At 36.2% G+C, this 22770-nt stretch carries 18 protein-coding genes and 1 pseudogene; 1 reads left to right on the top strand and 18 read right to left on the bottom strand.

What is annotated here, in order from left to right:
* Nucleotides 1-3 precede the first annotated feature (3 nt).
* The 15 genes and pseudogenes from cas8c to F601_RS0102970 all read right to left on the bottom strand — a co-directional run bounded on the left by cas8c (nt 4) and on the right by F601_RS0102970 (nt 17235).
* Nucleotides 4-1902, bottom strand: coding sequence for a type I-C CRISPR-associated protein Cas8c/Csd1 (gene cas8c / locus F601_RS0103040; RefSeq protein ID WP_018164197.1), 1899 nt, complete (start codon nt 1900-1902; stop codon nt 4-6).
* Nucleotides 1902-2639: a type I-C CRISPR-associated protein Cas5c gene (gene cas5c / locus F601_RS0103035; protein WP_026183083.1), complete on the bottom strand. Its 738-nt coding sequence runs from the start codon at nt 2637-2639 to the stop codon at nt 1902-1904. Before cas5c ends, cas8c begins: the two co-directional genes overlap by 1 nt.
* Before the next feature lie 571 nt (nt 2640-3210).
* A complete protein-coding gene (locus tag F601_RS0103030) occupies nt 3211-5637 on the bottom strand; it encodes a CRISPR-associated helicase/endonuclease Cas3 (RefSeq protein WP_018164195.1) in 2427 nt (808 codons plus the stop codon).
* A 198-nt stretch (nt 5638-5835) separates the two neighbouring features.
* Nucleotides 5836-6114 (bottom strand): type II toxin-antitoxin system YafQ family toxin, encoded by a 279-nt coding sequence (locus F601_RS0103025; protein WP_018164194.1) that lies wholly within the window; start codon nt 6112-6114, stop codon nt 5836-5838.
* Nucleotides 6111-6359: a type II toxin-antitoxin system RelB/DinJ family antitoxin gene (locus F601_RS0103020; RefSeq protein WP_026183082.1), complete on the bottom strand. Its 249-nt coding sequence runs from the start codon at nt 6357-6359 to the stop codon at nt 6111-6113. The genes F601_RS0103025 and F601_RS0103020 overlap by 4 nt, the downstream gene beginning before the upstream one ends.
* Before the next feature lie 100 nt (nt 6360-6459).
* A pseudogene (locus F601_RS12240) lies at nt 6460-9158 on the bottom strand (TOTE conflict system archaeo-eukaryotic primase domain-containing protein).
* A gap of 3 nt (nt 9159-9161) precedes the next feature.
* Nucleotides 9162-9560: a type II toxin-antitoxin system VapC family toxin gene (locus F601_RS12235; RefSeq protein WP_018164191.1), complete on the bottom strand. Its 399-nt coding sequence runs from the start codon at nt 9558-9560 to the stop codon at nt 9162-9164.
* Nucleotides 9544-9843 carry an AbrB/MazE/SpoVT family DNA-binding domain-containing protein gene (locus F601_RS0103005; protein ID WP_018164190.1) on the bottom strand — a complete coding sequence of 100 codons (300 nt, stop codon included), beginning with the start codon at nt 9841-9843 and terminating at the stop codon, nt 9544-9546. The genes F601_RS12235 and F601_RS0103005 overlap by 17 nt, the downstream gene beginning before the upstream one ends.
* 177 nt (nt 9844-10020) lie before the next feature.
* Entirely contained in the window at nt 10021-10707 is a 687-nt protein-coding gene (locus F601_RS0103000) for a Fic family protein (RefSeq protein WP_018164189.1), read from the bottom strand.
* A 260-nt stretch (nt 10708-10967) separates the two neighbouring features.
* The gene (locus F601_RS0102990; RefSeq protein WP_018164188.1) at nt 10968-12632 is read right to left on the bottom strand and encodes an ABC transporter permease; all 1665 of its coding nucleotides are present in this window, start codon (nt 12630-12632) and stop codon (nt 10968-10970) included.
* Nucleotides 12633-13712, bottom strand: a complete 1080-nt coding sequence (locus F601_RS0102985) for an ABC transporter ATP-binding protein (protein WP_018164187.1) — start codon at nt 13710-13712, stop codon at nt 12633-12635.
* Between the two features lie 10 nt (nt 13713-13722).
* On the bottom strand, nt 13723-14757 hold the full coding sequence (locus F601_RS0102980; RefSeq protein ID WP_018164186.1) for an extracellular solute-binding protein: 1035 nt from the start codon (nt 14755-14757) through the stop codon (nt 13723-13725).
* 66 nt (nt 14758-14823) lie between these two features.
* Entirely contained in the window at nt 14824-15387 is a 564-nt protein-coding gene (locus F601_RS12230; RefSeq protein ID WP_248678567.1) for a response regulator transcription factor, read from the bottom strand.
* Nucleotide 15388: 1 nt separating this feature from the next.
* On the bottom strand, nt 15389-15583 hold the full coding sequence (locus F601_RS13455) for a response regulator (protein WP_248678565.1): 195 nt from the start codon (nt 15581-15583) through the stop codon (nt 15389-15391).
* Nucleotides 15571-17235, bottom strand: coding sequence for a sensor histidine kinase (locus F601_RS0102970; RefSeq protein WP_018164185.1), 1665 nt, complete (start codon nt 17233-17235; stop codon nt 15571-15573). Before F601_RS0102970 ends, F601_RS13455 begins: the two co-directional genes overlap by 13 nt.
* Before the next feature lie 315 nt (nt 17236-17550).
* Between F601_RS0102970 and F601_RS0102965 the strand changes: the two genes are divergently transcribed.
* The gene (locus F601_RS0102965) at nt 17551-17943 is read left to right on the top strand and encodes a (deoxy)nucleoside triphosphate pyrophosphohydrolase (protein WP_018164184.1); all 393 of its coding nucleotides are present in this window, start codon (nt 17551-17553) and stop codon (nt 17941-17943) included.
* 24 nt (nt 17944-17967) lie between these two features.
* Here the strand turns inward: F601_RS0102965 and F601_RS0102960 are convergent, their stop codons facing one another.
* From F601_RS0102960 to F601_RS13605, 3 genes are all read right to left on the bottom strand, one after another.
* Nucleotides 17968-20841, bottom strand: a complete 2874-nt coding sequence (locus tag F601_RS0102960) for a DUF3427 domain-containing protein (RefSeq protein WP_018164183.1) — start codon at nt 20839-20841, stop codon at nt 17968-17970.
* A gap of 94 nt (nt 20842-20935) precedes the next feature.
* Complete coding sequence (locus F601_RS0102955; RefSeq protein WP_018164182.1) at nt 20936-22177, bottom strand: DUF5677 domain-containing protein; 1242 nt, start codon at nt 22175-22177, stop codon at nt 20936-20938.
* Nucleotides 22178-22644: 467 nt separating this feature from the next.
* The gene (locus F601_RS13605; RefSeq protein ID WP_018164181.1) at nt 22645-22770 is read right to left on the bottom strand and encodes a hypothetical protein; all 126 of its coding nucleotides are present in this window, start codon (nt 22768-22770) and stop codon (nt 22645-22647) included.

Genomic DNA, 22770 nt, shown 5'->3' with positions numbered 1-22770 from the left:
CTGCTATTCCTCGCTTTCCTTTACTTGCTTTGTGTAAAAATATTTCTTCTCTGCATAGTATCCAAAAATGAATTTATAATCCAACGGCTGATTAAAATCTTTTTCCATAATTTTTGGATTTAATAATTCAACGATTTCCTCTCTCTCCTTCTCCAATTTATGAAAAATTCCTGGACGATTTAATTTCAGAACTTCTTCATAAGGTTTGACCTTGTTTTCCAAGTGACTCATCAATTTTGCTGGTTGACCAGTGTAGGCTGTCCAGTAGCGTTCCGCATTCGTAACACGATCTTTACTGCCACCATCCAATTCATACCTCTGAGCTTCTAGCAACTCATAAATAGCTAAGAGACGTCCAAAGAGATAGTCTCGGTCCTTGTTTTCATGATCTAACATTGGTGTAAACTCCCTTCCATTCTGTTTATGCAAAACAGCTAAACTAACTTGTTGCATATGATACCAGTGTTTTGGATACTTGTGTCTCTGTTTGAGATTGTTTTCCAATTTCTTGACAATAGCAAGTGGGATTTTTTGACCATCCAAAAGTGCTGTGATCAATTGTTGATATTGCACGCTACGAAAACTATCATTATCTAAGTCCAAAAAGCGTTCTCTATCTACGCCATATGCAGCCAAAATAATCTCATTGAAACTAGGTGTTTTAAGATGGTATCCGCCACCTTTTTTCAAAGCTTCCCAAGAATACTTATCCTGCCAAGAGTCAAGATTTTCCAATAATTTAGATGATTTCAGTTGGCGGAAATACTTGAGTGAGATACGGCCATTACTTGTCTTGTTAAGAATGGCCACATAGTAATTTGAAGCATCACTAAATTGTTTGTTCCCCTTAATATAGGATTTTCTAACCTTTTGGTTCATCTCTCCAATATAGAAAGGGACAGCCTCTTTGGCTACCACGGAAATAGTTGGCATCGTGCTCCATTCATCAAGGTCTTCAACTATTGGAACCGTAATATCTAGCTGACTTTCATTTGTTAAATCGTCACTAAACCAGTTGATGAGATGTTGTACCCCACCAAGCCAAGTATGGGTATGATCATGTTCTAATAAGAATTTCGCCATTAGATGAATTTTTTCAGAAGATTTTGTACCTACTGTAAAGACATCATCTCTTTCCTTAAAACGCCCCTTATACATTTCATTATTATTGCTGACAGAGATAAGCTTTGCATTTCCTAGTAAGCCACGATGCTTAGTAGCCAAAACTTCTTTTTGACCGCTGATATTACAAATAATTTTATCAGCGTCTAGACTTTCAACAAATGCAATATAATCTTCGTGCAAGGTTTTATAATTTGTGACAGAGATGGTTTGATGACCAATAAAAGCATCCACCTTAAACTCAACAAAGCAACTTGAAAGATCAACTTTCTTCTCCTTTCCATCATCCTGAAAACAAGTGATTTTTAATCCCTCTCTTTGATATTCTTTTCCAAAAAGAGACTGTAAAATCTTTTGAAGAAAGTCAGCTTGTAAAATAAAGTTTTGGATGAGTGATAAGTATGTTTTAACTTCTTCATTCTGACAAGATTTTATCCAAGTATCTAGTTGTGCATGATAATTATCATACTGGGACTGGCTAATTTCTGAAACGAAGTAGGATAACTTGTCCACTAAAGGATGCGGAGCGGGATCTTTACCGGATCTAGCAACCGAATCTGAAGTAACTGGAAAGATAATAATCTCATCATTGGACAGAAAATCAGCTTTCATAAACTGGCCTTCTTTATTTAATTGAATAGAGATTATATCACTCCCGTGAGATTTGGAACTGGAATGGTAAATCGGTAATAACTTTGTTCCTGCCTGCTGGTGGTTATCCACCAGACCAGCTTTTTCTGCTGACTCATAGGCCTGTAAAAGTGAAGTAAAGAAATCCATTAGCGACCTCCTTCTTCTCTGACTTCATCCTGCTGGTATTGGTCAAATTCTTCATCAACTGACTTAACTGGACCAGCTGTTTTAAAGGCATAACTGGATAAGTGATTGACAATTTCACATTCTACCTGTTCTTTAAATTTAACAACCCCATCATCTAGAACTGTTTTGGTGAAAAACGATTGTAAAGGCTGACTCTTATCCTTTGGATAAGCAAAAGAGTGGAACATGATTCCTAAATCAATTCTTTGATTATCGTAATAGGACTCAGCGGTTTCATATTCTTCCTGACTGATTTCATCAACCAAACCAAGACATTCACGTGTCCCGAGAAAGACATCTCGACGTCCACCCTTTTTGATAGAACGAGCCATGATAGCCTCATGCTTATTGGGCAATCGATCTTGAATCAAATCTGGTCGATTTTCATTCCAAATAAAATGAAACTTGACCAGATACTCAACATCACTTAAATAAGATACGTAACTCAAGTCAGCACCATAATTCGCAAGTAATGCACGCACGCCATGCAGCTCTGTCTGTATCTGATTAATCACCTTAACCTCTGTAACAATATTGGTAATAGTAGGTTTATGGTACACTGCATCAACAATTCCTTGTAATGCCTGTCGAGTTGGAATGGGATAAGAACTTCTCTCACCACCACCTTTTGTTGCAGGATTTGTAAAGAGAGCTAAATCACCTCGCACCCTCATGTAAAAATTTCGAGATCTGTACAAATTGGACAACCTCCTTTTCAATTATTGTGATTCAATTGTTTTAGAATATCTAATAAGATTCAGAGAAAGATGTTTATAACATTCACCCTTCTCATTTCAACCCTATTTTTCTGATTTATTCTTAGAAACTACCGCCAATAAACCCGCTAAAGCTGTCAAAATACCCGGTAACTGGTGTAGCAGCTCAATTAATAAATTATAGATATTACTAATGATATGATTGCCTCCTTATTTGATATATTAAGTATACTTTAAAAGGCAATTTTTTACAAATAATTATGTTCTATATTTATATATTATAAAATTGGTTTTCGAAAATAAAAGTGTTGATTTTTCAGAGTTTTGGAATGACATTATCTTTTATCTAGGGAGTTATTAGAAGTACCCTAAAATATTACTCAGAAAAACCTTTATATGTTGTCAAAACAACAAAAGTCCTATTCTTGAATCAATAAAATCTAGATATGATATGATATAATACAACTATCATAGTAAATGAACTATGTGGATTGAAATTATATTTATATTTTATGTGCTATGATTAGCACTTTGCAGATAGTTTTATCTTCACTTACAGGATAAAACTATCTGCTTCTTTTTTTAATCCAACTACATCGTCATAGTAGCCCTCTTGTAATATCCGAATCTGACCATTAAGATAGGAACGAGTAGCATCTAAACGTTTGTCATGTTCCCTCAGATTCACAGTATACGGCTGCAGCTGCTTCAATCGCTGTTTGATTCCAAATAATTCTTGTCCACTTGGATAAGGATTTGCTTCAAGTTCAGATTCTAATAATTCCAATTCTTCTTTTGCTTTTCCATAAGGAACGAAGACTCCGATACTTTCATCATTAATGAGGTTCATTTTCTGACCAGCTTTTTTAAAAGACTGCCTTAGTAGACCATTTAATTTTGGTCCAGCAAAATTATTTTGGCTCAGATAGTCATAGACTGTTTCACTATCACTCAATGGATAGTCCATGCGATTTTGATTATCGGCATAATATTTCTCAAAGAATGCTTTATTGAGAGCTGAAATATCAATCAAGGAAGTCTTTTGAAATAAAATAGATTCAGTAGCATCTTTTTTATTCCTGATTTCTTTCAGTCGTGAAAGATTTTCTTCTTCAGAAGTAAGATTTACTAGTGTCACTTGTCCTAAGTCTCGCTTACCTTCTCGATTACAGCGACCAGCTGCTTGCACAATGGAATCAATTCCTGCATAAGAGCGAATAACACTGGTAAAATCTACGTCAACTCCTGCCTCAATCAGTTGTGTGCTGACACAAATTAAAGGAACATCATTACCCAAACCTGCTTTAATTTCTTCAATAATATCTAGTCGATGTTGTGGACACATATTGGTTGATAGTTGATAAAGGGGTCTATCAGTTTGGTTTTCTAAAATTGTATACAGCTTATCTACTGTGGGCTTGGTATTAACTATTATCAGAGTCGATTCCTCTTTTTCAAGAATGAATTCAGCTAAATCTGATAAAGTTGTTTTTCCATCATTATTGTCAAATTTACGAAGTTCTGTTCTTGTAAAGATTTCTTGTTCCTCATCTGAAACAGTCACAATATCAGTCTGCTCTGCCATTTTCCCACCATAAACCAACTGGTGAGCAATCGCTTCTGAATCATATACTGGCTGAGTTGCTGTACAGAGTACCACAGTAGTATTCATGACCTTGCTAACAAAATTCATGGTCAGGTTAAAAAGAGTAGTCACCTCAATTGGGAGGGACTGTACTTCATCCAAAATCACTACACTGTCAATCAGACTAGAAAAGCGTCTGATATTTGCTGATTGTGTTTTAAACAAGGTCTGGAAGAATTGAACCATTGAAGTAAGAACGACAGGACTATCCCAAGTTTCGATGAGGTAATCTGCCTGTAAGTCCTTCCGACTATCTGCCTCAACTTCTTCTTGATATTGATTTTCGGTTTTATGAATGACATTGGAATGGTGTTCCAAAACACCATCCTCACCTATAACCTTTTTCATAGCAGCAGCATTTTGTTCCAAGACAGATAAGAAGGGAGTAATATAGAAAAATCTTTTTTTCTGCTGATAAATCATCTGATGTGTCGCATATCGTAAGCTCAAATTTGTCTTCCCAGCACCAGTTGGCAAATTCATACGATAGATTCCAGTTGAGTCATTTGCACCACGCGCCTTGACTCGCTCACCAATGTCTGTACGAATGCGATTGAGAATTGTCGTAGGTTTTCCAAAACCTGCATACAAATCTTCTACCGAATCAAAGTAAGATTCTATCAATTTGGTATTTTCTGATTCATTTCGTGGTTCCAGTTTTAAATCATAGGCATTGATTGTATCTAGAATATCCGCATTTTTGAGGAGTGAGAGATAGAGTCGAACCATACAACCACTGTAATAAGCTGATTCACTTTCATCATTTGGACTTAGCTTAGACCAAGCATTTTTAAAATTTGAAAAAGCCTTTTGAATGAGGTCTGACAAGTCTGTGTAGCCATCTTCCTGTAGGTGGTCTTCTAAACTTCTTTCAAAAGCCACCACATCTGGTACAAAATGATAATCCTCTACCTTAACCGGTCTTTCTCTCCTCTTGTAAAATTTATTAAAACGAAAATCCAATGTCTCCTTGGTCCCACCATCATAATAGATATCATACATACCATGATGCGCTGTAATGACATATCCTACAATTTCATTGAAAAGTTGAACTTCCTCTATCGCATCACAATTAGTTAGAATTTTAGAAATCATAACCGTTAGATACTTAGCTCCAGCATAAGAATGATCAACATGAATATTGGGATGGTTAAACAATTTATTCTGAAAAAGACTATCCGCTTTTCCCAAGTCATGATAGAGACTAATCAAAAACAATATGTCTCCCTGATCAATTGAGCTTGCTTCTTCTCTAGCCATTTGTGCAACATTTAATGAATGGTCTTCCAAACTCTGCTTCTTTTCTTTTTCACGATCATAATGCGCTAAAATCATGTCATTCTCCAACATATCATCATTATTTCAATACGATAAAATTATTATCTCACTTTTATTTGTAAGCGGATACATATTTTGAAGCTTTTTCTGCAAATATTGAAAAAATTGATAATTAATTTCAATTTCAAAATGAAAACCTGTTATTTTTGATAATAAAAAAGCATCGAAAAATCGATGCAAAGGAGAATTTTATTTTCATTTGAACAAGTCATCATGAGAACCTGTTCTTGTTAAAACTAAAGTAAGCTGTTTTCCATGAATTTTATATATCAACAGCCAATCAGGCTCTATATGACACTCCTGATAGGACTTGTATTTCCCTTGTAAATAGTGGTTCTTATATTGATGATATAAGATTTCTCTTTCTCCATTTACAATTAAGTCAATAACATGTCTCAGTTTTGTCAAATCATAATGCTTCTTCTTTAAGCGTTTATAATCTTTTAAAAATTGATTCGTACGCTCAATATTCAACTATCCAAATCCTCAAAAAGCTCAGCAACTGAATCAAAACTTTTAGTAATTCCATGTTCAGCTTCCCAAAAAGCTCTTTCTGTCGTTTTATTATACCGCTGAATTGGGAAAGGAATGCTTTGAGTTTGGACACTCTGCTTTAAAAAGACGGTAATGGCAGTGGACATGTCCATACCTAACTCTTTGTATAATGCTGCTGCTTCTTTTTTCAATTCGTCATCTACTCGAACAGTAATTGTACTCATTTGCATCACCTCTCTTACTATTGTATAAACATTGTAACACTTTATTCAAATAAAAACCATCATTCTCCTTCTTAATTATTATTCGTAATCAAGAGGAGATTTATCGTTTATCTATCTTTTCTATAAACTCATCTGCAATATCACTACCTTCTATACGTAACAAAGTCATATCATCATCAATACTGTATCCAAATGGCGATAAATTACCATACCAAACGATACTTTTATCAATGATAATGACATTGGTATTAACTTTGTTAGGAAGCAAATTGACTCTTATTCTCTCATTTTCTAGATTTTTCAACCAAGAACTCAATTTATGTGTTCTAGGTATCTGTATACTAACCTGCTTATCACCCAGTAGTCCTAGAATTTCATAAATCCTACTGCTAGTTATAGAATTGGTTTGAATAGACACAGTTGCTCTTGCTTCTTGCATATCTTTTGTAAAAACTTGATTATAGTCAGCATTTGTAAATAAGCTCTGCTTTTTACCATCCGAAGACATGAGGTAAGACATTTTTTGATAAGCAACTTGTCTTTTTTGATACATCTTCTCTAAGTAGGGAACATGGATATCTAGATAGTCAAATATTTCAACCTTGTTTTTACCTTGGTAGGGGCGATGAAGACGACCGGCGTACTGAATCAAATTATTTTTCCAGGATAATGGCGCAGCTAAAATCAAAGTATCCAGTTTTGGTAAATCAAAACCTTCTCCAACATATTTTCCAGTCGAAAGAAGTACGAGTGGCTCCTCATTACCCAATCCTTCGATTTGTTCCAGTGTTTCTTTTGATTCTTTACGCTTACTTTTTCCACTAAGGCAAAATATATTTGTGAGTGACTCTTGAGTAAGTAAATTTTGCAAGATTTCCAAATGTTCTACACGATTAACTAAAACTAGTATTTTGTGCTTATCAGCATACATTTTCAGGATATCTTGTACAATCATTTTATTGCGAAAATCATCCTTGGCGAGCCAGTCACTTAGGGCTATAAAGCTAGTGCTCTTAGACTTTTCCAGGTCTAGTTTCCCAAATGAAGTCAACCTAAGATTTAAATGTTTCTCAAATTCAGATTGCTCTGTTTTGGCAGTATGTAGGATATCTCCTATTCTTTGAAATAGAATTGGCTCATGCCCATTCTTGCGTTCAGGTGTTGCTGTTAAACCATATAAAAATTTTCCTGAAAACTGGGCCACTACTTTTTCAAATTGCAGAGCGGTCACATGATGGCATTCATCTACAATCATCATATCGTAGTCATCCAAAAAACTTGAAATGTTATCACCTTTAAAGAGCGATTGAATCATGACTACATCAACTAGTTTGCTCCGCCATTTTTTTGAAGCACCGTATTGACCAATGTGACCGATGACTTTTTCGCGACCAGATGGCGTATATCTAACTGCTTCATCCTCTTCGAAAGTCAAGAATTGTGACAAACGCTCCAACCACTGCTCCAAAAGCTGGCGGTTATGAACCAAAATAATAGTCCTCTTCTGCCGATTAGCAATCAAAGCAGCTCCTAAAACCGTTTTACCAAAACCTGTTTCCGCACTCAAAACGCCATTTTCACTGGCCAATAAATCCCCTAAGGCAGCATCTTGATTAAAACGCAATTGACCATTGAAAGAAACATTGATAGAATCGTGACTATAGCGATTATCTTTAATCTTAATTTCTTCAAAATGTTCTTTAAGACTTGATAAGAGGCCTCTAGGCAGCATCAAGTCTTCTTCCGTTTCCTCGAATAAGTAGATTCGTTCAGGAGTCTGATAAGTAGGTTGCCTCGTTGCTTGTTTTAGATAGAACTCTGGGTTTGAGAATGAGGCTAGTTTTCTCAAAAAATGGTAGGTTTTAGCTGAAATCTCGTCTTTTCTGATACTTAGAACATTTGATAATGAAATCTCCAAGCACTTATCATTTTGCTGACTAAGAAATTTTTTCCCAAGGAAGTTGGTAATCTTCTCTTGACTGATTTTTTCAACACCTTGTAGATATTCCCATTGGTCAACATATGGTTTAAAGTCTTTATCAACAAAAACAGTACGTCCTTTTGAAAAGGCCTCTCCTTGCAAGGGCAGAGCGATGAGATTACCAAATCCTCCTTTGGGTAAGAGGTCCTGATTGGGAACATTCTATCGAATGAAGAAAAACTGACGGATTTTGAGGCTTGCATTGACAATTCAAGCAAGGATTTCCCAAAATTTCTAGCCTGTTGACAAGAAATTTCCTCTTCAAAAAAGAACCATACATGCGCCCCATTACCTGACCGTGAAATTTCAACATGCGATTGAAAGCTGTACTGCTCTGCTATTTCCCTAAAAACTGAAACAGCCTCCTGCCAATCCTTCTTATCAAAATCAATAGCAAGAAAAGAGCAGGTGTCATCCTTAGTCATCGGAAAAATGCCAATACTGGTTTTACCTTGAAGGTGTTCCTTCAGCACTTGGTCAGTTAAAGGCTGACAGGTCCTTTTCTCTGCTGGCAGATTACGCCAACCATAATTGTAGGAAGGATAATATTGAATTTTTCCCTGGTCATTGATATAAGATTTGGCATAAACATCCAAACGACCTTTGAAAAGTGAAAAATACAATACTAGCTTTTCACTAGCCGATAATTCACTTCGTCGAGGCGTAAAATAGGTCTCTAGATGCTGGTCACTGATGATAAATTGTTCCTGGCTATCCTGATATTCAAACAGATTCAGAACTTTATCGGTCCCGTAATATAGAAAACGAGCGAGTCGCTTAGCAACTCTGCTCGTAGATTTTTCGTAAAAATAGGGCATAAATCACCTTCTTAAACGTTCTAGGAATTCATCTGGAGAATAAACGACAAGGCCACTACCTTTAAAGTCAGACTCATTTCTTGTAACAAGGATATCAATGTTGTTGGATAGAGCAACAGCAGCTACTACCGAATCTTCAAAATCTGGCATCTTTAGAGTCAAGGCCCGCAAGCAATCATCTTTTGTGACATCTAGAACTTGAAATATCTGCAAGAGTTTCTCTACTATTGGTCCTGCTTCTTTCCCATTCTTATCCAAAATATAATAAATGTCTGTCAACATATTGGTAGAAATATGCGCTGTATAGATACCATATACTGATTTGAGAATAATTTCTTTAGATGCCTCATCCCTATTTAGATAAAAATCGATAATGACGTTGACATCAAGTAAGACTTTCATACTTTTTCAGCCTTTCCTCTTTTCGGTTTCTTCGATATTCTTTAACATCAATAGGATCTGCTTCTGCTAGAATACCTGACATTGACTCAACAATAGAAACTTTTTCTTCTTGACTAAGGACTGGTTCGATAACTAGTTGTCTGTGTCCACTAGACTCAACTGCTTTGATTGAAAATTCTTGATTCGATTCAAAACCTAAAGATTTCAATAATTTCTGAGGAATCCGAAAAGCACTACTATTTCCCCACTCTTTTAACTGAATAATATCTTGTTCCAAAAGCATACGAACACCTCCTTTTCCTTAATCTTATCACGTATATACATTGTGTGTCAACTTTTTTGCTATTTGATACTTTATTAATAAAATCCAGCACTCTACCTTTTTGATTCTCCTTGGAATCAGCTGAATGTGAAATCCAAAAGATATTAAAAACACAGCTGTAATACTGTGTCTTCTTAATCATCTATATATACCCAACTCCTCGTACATCCTCTCCGTCGACAAATCGTTCTTTCCATCCAAGAGAAGATTCTCAAAAAATGCCGTGAGGTATTCTGGACACTTCTGGAGAAGTTTCGAATTGTCTAAAACAAGGGCATCTCGGGAATATTTGGAATTGTTTTGAAATGGCCCATTATCAATCTCAAATCCAAGGGCACGGAGGTATTTAATCAAAAATACAGTAACAGTTCTTGTATTTCCTTCTCGAAATGGATGTATCTGCCAAATATCTGATATGAAAGTTTGAATGCGTTTAACGATAGCTCTTTCATCTAGACCAGCATAATTAAACTCTTTTTCCTGCTGAAAATCAGAATCCAAAGACGCTGGAATCATTGGAAAATCAGAATAAATGACGGTATCTCCTTTGAGAACAGGTTCATTTTTAGTGATATTAACTTTACGATATTCACCGACTGGAATGCTGCTATCAAAGACTCCTTGAAAGAGCTCCTTGTGGATATGAAGCAGGGTAGTTGGTCGCAGACTGAACCCATTTTGCGACAGCATCTCAACGATACGAAGAGATACCTGATCTGCCTCAAGAGTACTAGCATCCGTTGACTGGTGATACTTGGTGATTTCTTCGTAAACCTGCTCGTAAGTGTATTCACCACGCGCCTGTTTGTCAGCCAACTGCTCCATATATTTTGAAGGACTGATACCATTAACTTTCTAAAGCCCAAAGGCAATTAACCAAAGATCCCACTTATGTTTATAAGAAAGGACTGAGTTATCGATATTATAAGTTGCTTGCATAACTCCTCCAATCTAAAGAAATAATTTAATTTACTCTATTATACCAAAAAAGCAAGCCCAACCAGGTAGTTGAGCTTATTTAAGAGTTCTAAATTTTAAAAACTTATATATTAAATAATTAAGCTAGGTTTCACACCACAAACTAGCTACATTGTGATACTGTCACTCTTAGATACTTTCATGAATAATAGTAATGAAAGAACTGTAAATGTCGTCAAAATAGTTGAGAGGGCCGCTGCTATACCGTAGTTTCCTCTTAAAACTTCTGTATAGATGGCAACAGTCATTGTTTTGGTGTTGATATTATAAAGTAAAATGGATGTTGATAACTCTGAAATCATGGTAATCCAAGAGAGAATAGCTCCAGAAATTATTCCTGACATCATCATTGGGATAGTAATTTTAACAAATGTATTGAGTCTTGAACTTCCCAAACTTGCCGCTGCTTCTTCAATACTAGGTGAAATTTGATGCAGTGAGGCAACTGAAGAACGTATCGTATAAGGAAGACGTCGAACTGCTAAAGAAATTACCATTATCAATGATGTTCCTACAATTGCCAGAAAACCTGAGTTTGCAATACCTGTATTAAAAGCAGTAATAGATGCAATACCCATTACAGTTCCTGGAACGATGTATGGAATCATACTCATACTGTCAATTAGAGAAGTGAATGGGTTGCGTTTACGAACACTTAGATATGAAATGAAAGTCGCAAAAACCAATACCAACACTAAAGCCATAAGAGGAATACGTAAAGTATTTAAAATACTAGTTCCCATTCTATCAAATGCCTGGCGGTAACTATCTAATGAGTAACCGGGAACGAAAATCATTCCTGATGTTTTTAAAAACGATGTATAAATCAAATAAGTTTGCGGTAAAATTGCCAGACCAATGATTCCATAGACACCGAGATAGACCAAGAATTTCTGTAATCCGTAAATGACTTTAGGTTCAATTGAATGAAGAGAATTCATGCTAAAACTATTTTTCTGAGCAACATATTTTTGAACAAGGAAAATAAGCAAAGCAATAGTAATGGCAATGATTGCCAAAGCAGACGCAAAAGCTGAGTTTCCACCGACTTCACTGATAAACTGTGAATAGACAAGAACTGGAAATGTTCGATAGCCTTCTCCAATCAGCATCGGTGTCCCAAAATCTGAGAAGGCTCTCATGAACACCAACAAGGCTGCAGCCAGTAAAGTTGGTACTAGAAGCGGTAAGACTATGTGAGTCAACCTCTTTATCCCTTTAACTCCCATACTTTCCGCAGCCTCTAAGAGAGAGTTATCCATGCTCTTCAATGCACCACTGACGTATAAATAGACTAGCGGGAATAACTGTAGAGTAAAGACAAGTACGATTCCCGAAAATCCATAAATGTCTAATTTAGGAAGTCCCAAAGTTGAGGACAACCAATTAGTAATAACACCATTTCGTCCCAAAAGTAGAATCCATGAATAGGCGCCAACAAAGGGTGCTGACATAGAAGCAATGATAATCAAAATTTGGAGAACCTTTTTCCCCTTGAATTGGAACATAGCAAAGCAATAAGCTAACAAGGTTCCCACAACCAAAGACAAGATAGTTGCAGCAACTGAAACCTTAAAACTATTAAAAAGTGTTGTAAAATAATATTCTTTTGAAAAGAAGGTTAAAAAGTTACCGAATGATAAGTGTCCATCAACAAACAAAGCTTGATTTAGGATGGTAACAATTGGGTAAATGAGGAAGAGTATGTAAGAAATGAATATGAAAATGGATGACAATAGCCAAATATTCATATTTTGAAGGCCTTTTTTCATCTAAATCACCTCCAATAAATTCACCTTACCATCAGCTGAAAAAACATTCATTTTTTGAGCATTAATTTGTAGACGAATAGTATCACCTGGTCCAAAGTCCTCATCCAAAGTTGACTCTTCAGTCACTTGAATTCTCTGTGCGAAACCAGTTTCCACAATATATTCAGTATTTAGTCCTAGATAGGTACTATCTTTGATGGTTGCTAGGATTGGACCATCAGCACTGCGAACAAACTCTTCAGGACGAACACTGATACGAACCTCTTGATCATTAGCATTATTCAAGGCTGGGTAGGGGATAGTGTGCCCATCCGACAAGCGAATATAAGCCTGACCATTTTCGTGTAAAAGCTGAGCTGGAATCATATTGGTGCGACCTATGAAGGTTGCGACAAACTCATTACTTGGTCTGTGGTAGAGTTCTTTTGGTTTACCAATTTGCTGAATTTCACCTAGATACATTACCGCAATCTGGTCTGAAATTGCCATTGCTTCTTCTTGATCATGGGTAACATAAACGGTTGTAATTCCAACTTCTTTTTGTATTTCCTTGATAGCTTGACGCATATCAATTCTTAGTTTAGCATCCAAGTTACTCAAAGGCTCATCCATTAAAAGCACATCTGGACTGATAGCTAGAGCACGCGCCAATGCTACACGCTGCTGCTGCCCTCCACTTAGGTTTTCTGGCTTACGGTCTCTGAATTGATCAATCTGCATCAATTTCAAATATTTATCAACACGTTCTTCCAATTTTGATTTAGACATTTTGCGTTGTTTCAAACCAAAAGCAACATTTTCCTTAACCGTTAAACGAGGGAATATAGCATAATTTTGGAAAACCATTCCGATATTTCGTTTACTTGGTTCCATCTGATTGATACGTTCTTCTCCAAAGTAGAAATCTCCTCCTTCGATGGAGTTAAAACCTGCAATCATCCTAAGAAGGGTCGTTTTCCCACAACCAGAAGGACCTAAAAGAGTAAAGAGTGTTCCATCAGGGATAGTGACATTGAGATTCTCAATGACAGGCGTATCGTTGTAGATTTTTTTAGCATTTTTAATGGTAATCTGACTCATTATAACACCCCTATTTTGATTGAATATCCACAAAGATGTCATTGTAATGTTTCACGATATCTTCTTTATTTTTGATAACATAGTCATAATCTTCAATAATGGTATTAATGTCATCAAGTGATTTCATATTTTTGCTGACAGCAGCATCTTGACGGACTGGACGATTTGTTGTTTCTGTTCCCAAAGCATCCTGCGCTTCTTTTGACACAAGAAAATCAATGAATTTTTCAGCATTTGATTTGTTTGGAGCATCTTTGATAATGGCTGCGCTGGCAGGCAAGAATACTGAACCCTCTTCAGGATAAATAACTTCAATGTTTGCTCCATCGTTTAGCAATTTAACTGTTGGATCTTCATAAGATAGACCAACTGCCATCTCACCATCAGCAACTGATTTGTAAACACTAGATGAGCTTGATGTTATTTTTCCATCAATCAGTGTAAACAAGTCTTCTACATATTTCCAAGATTCTTCTTTATCGTAGCCACCCGTAGCAAGCAACATATTAGTTAATTGAGCGAAAGCTGAAGATGAATTAGCTGGGTCAGCTGTAGCAATTTTTCCTTTCAACTCAGGATTTATCAAGTCCTTGTACCCTTTAATTGACATACCTTTTGTCAAATCTGGATTAACAATAATAACTGAACCATCGAGAGTATAAGGCGTTGAATAACCGGTTGTGTTTTGATAGGCTTCAATGACTTGATCGTTTTCTTTTGCAGTGTACTCCTCAAATAATTCTGGGTGTTGTGCATACTGAGTATAGGAACCACCGAAGATAACATCAGCAACTGGTTTACTAGCTTCACTCTCTACTTTCTTGAACAGTTCACCAGTACCTGCTTGAATCAATTCAACTTTAATTCCATATTTTTCTTCAAAAGCTGGAATGGTTGCATTGATTAACCCTTCTGAGTTTGGAGAATAGACAACAAGTTTGTCACTTGTTCCATCCGCATTCTTATTATCGGACTTAGAACCACAGGCTGCTAAACTAATAATTGCTGTTGAAGCGACAACAAGAGATAGAATTTTTTTACGCATAATCATGCTCCTTTGTATTTGTTACCTATATTCTATAAAAGAAAACGCTTTCTTTATAGAACAATTCTATCCTCTATGAGTAAAATTCTCTTTAAATTCTGTAAAAGTTAAGCCTGTATAGCGACGAAAAACCTTACCAAAATAATTGTAATCTGAAAATCCCACGGCTTCTGCCACCTCATAAACTTTCAAATCAGGTTGATCAGTTATGATTTGAATAGACCGCTTGATGCGATAGCGATTGAGATAGTCTTTTAAGGTAATACCCAATTCTTCTTTTATTTTTTTGTAGAGGTAACTCTCGCTGTAGCCAAAATTTTTGGCTATCTCTTCAGTTGAAATAGCTTGATTGTAGTGTTGGTGAACATATTCTACTAAAAGTGCAGACCAGTTTTCTTGGTGTATCTGAGGTAATTCGATTTTTGGTAAATTATCAAATCCAGTATGCTGACTTTCCTGCTTCATATCTAAACAAATTTGCCATAGGGTATCTCGTAACTCTTCGACATCTAAGGGCTTTTCTAAAAAGTTGAATACGCCATATTTTATCGCTTGTTTAGCATGTTGAAAGTCACTATAAGATGATAGAATTATCTTCTCATAAGAGATGTCTTTGGTTTCTTCAAACATATTAAAAGCTGTTTTTTCTGGGCATCATGATATCAGTCAAGACTATATCCGGCTTCAATTCACGAATTAATTCTGCACCTTCTTGACCATCTCTTGCAGTTGCCACTAGCTCAATTCCCAATTGATTATAAAGCACCGCCTTTGTCAACCAATTCCTAATTAATGACTCATCTTCTACTATAATCATTCGTAACATGCTTGTCTCCTTTCAAATGTTAGTTCTACTCCCTGCAAGCCTTCTTCTTGCCATAATCTTATTTTGCTACTTGGATATAACATGGACAAGCGACTATATGAATTGACTAAGCCGTGTTCAGTTTGTCCATCCTTTACATATTCTGAAAAATGCTCTTTAAAATCCTGACTAAAACCAGGTCCATTATCACTAACAGAAAATGATATTTGGTGCTCATCACAAGTTACCTGGACTCTCAACATTAAGTCATGTCTAAATTCCATACCGTATTTGAGCGAATTTTCAATCAAAGGCAATAAGAATAGTTTTGGTACAAGCAACTGCTCTAATTCCTCTGGATAGTCAAGTTGAAAATACAAAAGATCAAAACGAATACTATTAACCGCCAAGTAATCTTCAATGATAGCCATATCACGCTCTAAAGGAACGTTCTCCCTATCAGAAGCAATACTATATCGTAGAACTCGATTGAGTGACAAAATCATCTGCTCTGCCTTTTCCGGATTGATACGAATCAAAATTTTAATTGACTCAAGTGAATTATAAAGAAAATGAGGATGAAATTGTGCTTCAAGTAATTTCCTTTGAAAAACCGTTTTCTCCTTCTCTGATTTCAAAGTTTGATAAAAGAGCCGTTGCAGGGTGTCTAGCATACCGTTTATTTTTTTAGCCAAATAACCAAACTCATCATCCGTATTAACTTCTAGCTCTGCCTTGTACCCATTCACAATCTTCTCCAGATCAGCCACTAAAACATCAACGCTATCACTACTATGGATAACAATTCTTCTTGACAAGCGAAGGGCAAGGGTCATCAAAATAACCATGATAAAGACGACAAAGAGTCCAGTCACTATAATCAAATAGGATATAGGGACAACAGAAATATAGGAATAGAGCACCAGATGATTGCCCAGCTGATAGTGATTATTTAAGTAGATTTTCCCATCTCTAATCGTTAGAATATCCAAAAACTGCCTCTCATCCACCTTTTTCAATTCTTGACTAGTATACTTCATACTGTTGGAACTAAATAGATTTTGGTACTTGTCGGCAATGATATACTGAGTTGAATCTGCCTGTACACTAGCTTCAAAGTCACTACCATCTATATAAAGAACCAGATAACCAATTGTCTCCTCACCCTCAACTAGTGGCTTTATCTTTATCAAATAGCGATTCCCTTGATAGTCCTTGCTTATCCGATACTCTGCCTGATTAGTAATATTCTTCATAGCAATCTTCACATAAGAATCATCGCTTAGTCCATCTCGATTTGGTAGCTTTGTTGATAAGACTAATTGATTATCTTTTGTATAGATGGACAAGGCAGAGCGAAAAGGGAGTTGCCCAGTCTCCTGATAAACTTGCCTAAACATTTCCCGCTCTGCTATTTCTCCAGACAAAAAGTCGCCTAGCCCATGTCCCTCTAGGTTCTTAAAAATCTGATCCGTCTGCAAAGTCATCTGTTCAAAATGCGAGATGATGGTGTTTCGTCCTTCAACCAATTGACGAAACTGCACCATAAAAATAAATAGAATCAGTACCACAAAATAGCTAAATCCAATAAAAATGGAGGCCTTCTGAAAACCTCTTAAAATCTCCTTACGAAGCTTGACTTTAAAAGGAATAATCCCCTCTTTTTCACTCATATTTTCCTCACTCTATTTTTGCTCAAAATATACATTTTGTTCATTGAAATAATAAACAAATCAATTATAACACTTTTATACGAAAACGTTTGCATATTTGAAAACAAAAAAGCAAGGTCCCTGATAGTTCAAGGACCTTACTTTAGGAGATTAATGAAAAAGAAAAGTGTTAGGATTCCTATTTCTAGTCTAGTTATAGTATAACTAGACTAGCTTAAGCGAAACTGAAAGAAAACTTGAAGGAAACTTAACTTTAAAACCTTTATCATTCCACCAAATTTTGATATCATATTTTTAACTAAATGGAGAAAATTAATGTCAAAAAAAGTTATCAATGTTGTTGCTGCTGCTATTGAAAAAGATGGACTCATCTTCTGTGCTCAAAGACCTGAAGGAAAAAGCCTAGCTGGTTTTTGGGAATTTCCTGATGGAAAACTGGAGGAGGGTGAAACGCCTGAGGAAGCTCTCATTCGTGAAATCAAAGAGGAATTTGATTCTGAAGTCGAGATTGTTTCCTACCTTAACGAAGCCTCTTATGAATATGACTTTGGAATTGTCACTATGAAAACTTACCTTTCCAAATTAATTTCAGGTGATTTAGAACTTCTTGAACATCAGGATTCCAAATGGTTACCCGTTGATCGACTCATGGAATTAAACTGGGCTCCAGTTGATATTCCTGCAGTTGAATGTTTACAAAAGAAATAGAGATTCAAGCGAATCTCTATTTCTTTATTTATCCGTCAAATATTTATACAGATTTGTCTCGACTGGTGATTCGAGTTTAAATCGCATTTGGACGACTGAGTCTCCATTCCTAAGCAATTCATCTGCACTGCCTTCCACATACTTGAGTGGCCCCAGATAATAAAATTCTCCGCCTTCTGAATCATCTTTGATGACAAAGAGTTCCAAGCGCAAGCCATTTTCATTAGAATTAATAATAGTAGAGACGTCGTTAGATTCCAGTGTCCGCTTATTCTTTGAGAAGTATTTCAAGGTCGATTCATTGAGCAACTCATCCTCATACTTGATGGTATCGCTAATATCCTCACTCTTATGATAGGTGATAAAAATCGGACAAGAATTGTTTTCCTGGTCAATCTTGTAGCCCCCAATATTCAAAGGTGGCTCATCCTTGCGGACATTCATCAGCTTGAGCACATCACGACGCGAATACTTCTGCCCTAGCGTAAAGACCTGAGGGTAGTCTTTGGCTTTTAGGATTCCTGTTTCGATGACATCGGAAAATAGCAGAGCAAACTGATTATTTTCTTTCAGTGACTTTTGAACTGACTCATTAAGTTGATAAGTCTCATCAACCAAGGACACCAAAGCATCTGTACCATACTTCTTCTGCTCCTGAGCCTTGAGAAATGACAAATCTAGAACACGATTGACTGATTCCAGAACCTCTGAACGAATATCTAAGTCATGTTCCAACACATACTCAAACCATTTATCAGACGACACCTGTCCACCATTTTCCAGTAATAGTTTGAGCAAGTACAATTCATGCTTGCGTTTACCATTGAGCACTTCAAAGGTTATAAAATTGAGGAACTTTTTCTCAATTTCTGACAAAGAAATGGTCTCATCTGAAAACTTAGTGATAACATCAGCGTAGTTATTAAAACTTGAATTTTCAAAGAAGATAAGCGGTTCAATGCTCTTAAGTTTGACAAAATCTACCAAATAAGGTGTCCTGCCCAGCTTATTTTCCAAATCCTTAAAGGCATCACGTAAAATTTTGATAGATGAAAGTGTCGTATTGGTGATGGATGAAAAAATCTGCTCCTTGGCAATCTTTTCAAAGTTGATGGTGGTCAAACCTTTTAAGGTGTTGGGCTCACGCACTTCACGGCGGTAATTGTCCTTATTCATGGACTGGTCACCAAAGAGAGCCACTGGAATTAGGTAGTTGTTCTGGTAATTTCCGATGAAATCAATAATGGTCACATACTCTTTGGAATCATGTTTACGCAGACCACGGCCCAACTGTTGAATGAAGATAATGCTAGACTGGGTGTTTCGAAGCATGACCACCTGATTGACACTAGGAATATCGATTCCTTCATTGAAGATATCCACTGTCAAAATATAGTCTAGCTTGCCAGATTCTAAATCCGCAACAACCTGCTGGCGCTCCTCTTGGCTGTGAATCCCAGATAGGGCACGAGTCCGTAAACCTTTTGCATTAAAGAGGTTTTCTAACTCATTGGCTTCTCTGACTGACGAACAGAAAATCAAGCCCTTCACCGTCTCACCACTGACACCGTAATAAGAAACCTTATCCAAAATGTGTTTAACCCGTTGCTCAGACACTAGATTTGAGAAAGTGGATTTTTCATTAATGAGCTGACCATCGACTTTGATATCAGAAACCCCATAGTAAATAAAAGGACAAAGCATGTCATTATCCAGGGCTTCTTGCAGTCTAATTTCATAAGCGATATTGTAATCAAAGAGCTCATAAATATTTTGACCGTCAGTCCGCTCCGGGGTTGCCGTCATGCCCAGGTAAAAGTCAGGCTGGAAATAGTCCATCACCTTCTTATAGGAATCTGCGCCAGCTTTGTGCACCTCATCAATGAGGATATAATCAAAGAAAGCCGGGTCAAAAGATTGAAGATTGGCGTTTCTGGAAAGGGTCTGAATGGTCGCAAAGACGTATTTTTTCTGGGAAATATCGGCTCCGCTTTTATAGAGGCATCCCTCCTCGTCTTCAAAGCCTAAAACCTTCTGAAAATCCTTGAGAGACTTTTGAAGAATTTGTTCACGGTGGACAATGAAGAGCATCCTGCCAGGATTGTACTGTTTAACGTCGAAGGCAGAAAGGTAAGTTTTCCCTGTTCCCGTTGCACTGATGACTAGGGCCTTTTTAGCCCCATTTTTTCTGACATTTGCTAGGCCTTCCAAAGCCTGCTCCTGCATCTTGTTGGGTCTGATTCTCCCCTGATACTCTGCAGTAACTTCTTCTTGGATGGTGACGGTCTGAATAACGGTTTTACGGCGGGCAGCGTAAGCATTAATGGCCTCTAGGGTTAACACCTGAGACTGTTCCCAAATTTTTTCAAACTCGTCCTTGGCATTTTGAATAAAATCACCATTCTGAGTTGAGGTCAATTTGACATTCCATTCGTAGTTAATTTTTAAAGCGATATGGGTCAGATTTGAGCTTCCAGAAATGATAACCTGCTTATCTTCCTGTTCAAAGAGGTAAAACTTAGCATGCATCTGCAAATTAGTCGGCGTCATCCGGACGTCGACGTTTTTCAGCTTAAGCAATTCCTTCATGGCAATCGGGTCATTGAAATCAAGGTAGGGTGAAATCAAGATTCGCCCGCGAATGCCATCATCAGCCAAATCAGAAAGCTGACTCTTAATCAGGGCCAAGCCTGACTGGGTAATAAAAGCCACACTAAAGGAAAAGGATTTGGACTTACTCAGCGCCTCCTGCAAGTCATTCAAAACATAACGATGCCTGGTCACATCATTAATCAAAATCTTGGGAGCATAAATCCCCTCTTGAAAAACTTCCCTATCAATAAACCCATACTGCAAAGAATGCAGCAGATTATCCTGAAACAATAGATTCCCAGACATATTATAATTCCTTCGTTGTTCGATAATATTATTATCTAAAAAAATGAGGGGGATGTAAAGAACGGATTTATATCTGTCGAAATTAATATACAATTTATTTTAGGCGATTATGTAGTACATCAATGATTGCATTTGGCCTTTCTTTATCAGCACGTATAAGAACTAAACATTCAGAAATTTTGTTCGATATATTACTTGTCAAATACTCACAGTCTATTTTAAATTGATTTTGGACACATCTATTGTTGCTTATCTCCTTTAACACCAATAAACTTAAAGTATTAATAATCACATTTGCCACCAAAGATGGATTTAATTCATCATATGGATCATGACATTCAAAATAGCTTTCTGCAGTCAAAATATCCACATGTACAAACTGACATGCAGTTTGATAAAAAACATCATATAATTCTTTATACCTAGTATCATTTAATTTGTTTTTAAGATCACTTAGCAAAACCTTAACATTGTGGGTTTCTCCAGTTTGTCGATTCACCACTTTATTATAATTATACTTCCCGTTTGAATTTTTTGAAAAAGCAAATTTTTTACTATCAATTTTGGGATACATTTTTTCTTTAAAAAAATTCTCTTCCTGATTTATTGCACATAAATAAAGATAGTTTTCAAATATACTACGTCCTAGAGCATAAATAGATTCCGAAACAAATTCTGATTTTAGTATAGATACACTTTCTAGTGTTTTTATCGTTTTCAGTGCAGAAAACATACAATAATCTAACTCTGTTTTCATTTCAAAATTTGTTATTTGTTTGCCTTCAGAATGTCTATGAATAAAATCTGTAAGACCTACCTTTAAACTTTCTCCTGTATCTAACACCAATACTTCCATTATTGAATTCATCATGGCAACATACTTAATAGAACTTATTTCATCAACAATATCAGAATTCATTGCATTCTCGTACTCTTCAGTATATTCTTCAAATTCTGCAAGATATCCATCTGGTATCTTATCAAGATTTAGTTCTTCAATTGGTAAAAGGCCATCTGTTTTAAAATGTGCATAAATAATCTCCTCAGGAATATTGGCAGCCCTCATTGACTCCATTATATGCAACATTGAATCATTCCTAAAATTAGGCGCAAATCCAAAATAATAATCTTCTTTATTCATTTCACGTCCGTACAATTGCTTAAAATTCTCCTTTATTTCAAGTAAAATTTCTTCAATCTCAGGTACTAATCTTTGCGTCCTTGTTATTTTTCCATCTGAAATTGTCCATTCGATATCTTTTAATTTACAACAATCTTCATAAACTTTCCCACTATCACAAGGACAATAATCTTTATCAACAATCTTCTTTTTCATAAGAATTAACCTTCTCCTTTTTCCACTTCCTCATGCACATTATACCACAAAACCCAACCTATTCAGGCTGGGCATTGTGTGTGTAGTTAAGGACCTTACTTTAGAGATTAATGAAAAAGAAAAGTTTTTACGATAGTCGTTGTGACTCTAGTCGCTTACGAATATCTATGCAAAGACATCCCAAGAACTAGTACTTTAATACGTAGTGATTGGTCGATGTCTACTGCTAGGAGGGTTATAGTATAGCTAGACTAGCTTAAGCAAAACTGAAAGAAAACTTAAATAGCAAAGTTATCTAAATACTTTTTACTAAATTGAGATAATAAAATCAACTATAACGATTCATCATTTCCTCGTGTGAATATGCTTTTTGTCCTTCTTGTAGCCATTCTTTCATAGCAGAATCAGCTTGCTGAATATCATTTAAATCTGCTAGCTTATCAGAAAAAAAGCATCTTGTAACTCGTTCATAAGAACACTCCCTTTAAAATAAAAACATTACTAGTTAAAATCTTCAAAAATTCTTCAACCGAATTAAGTGTTTCTTCATTCTTCTTGAGTTCTTTGTCAGTAATTTTAGCAACATCACTCAT

This window comes from Streptococcus henryi DSM 19005 (assembly GCF_000376985.1).
GTDB lineage: Bacteria > Bacillota > Bacilli > Lactobacillales > Streptococcaceae > Streptococcus > Streptococcus henryi.
This window is presented reverse-complemented; position numbering and strand designations above follow the sequence as displayed.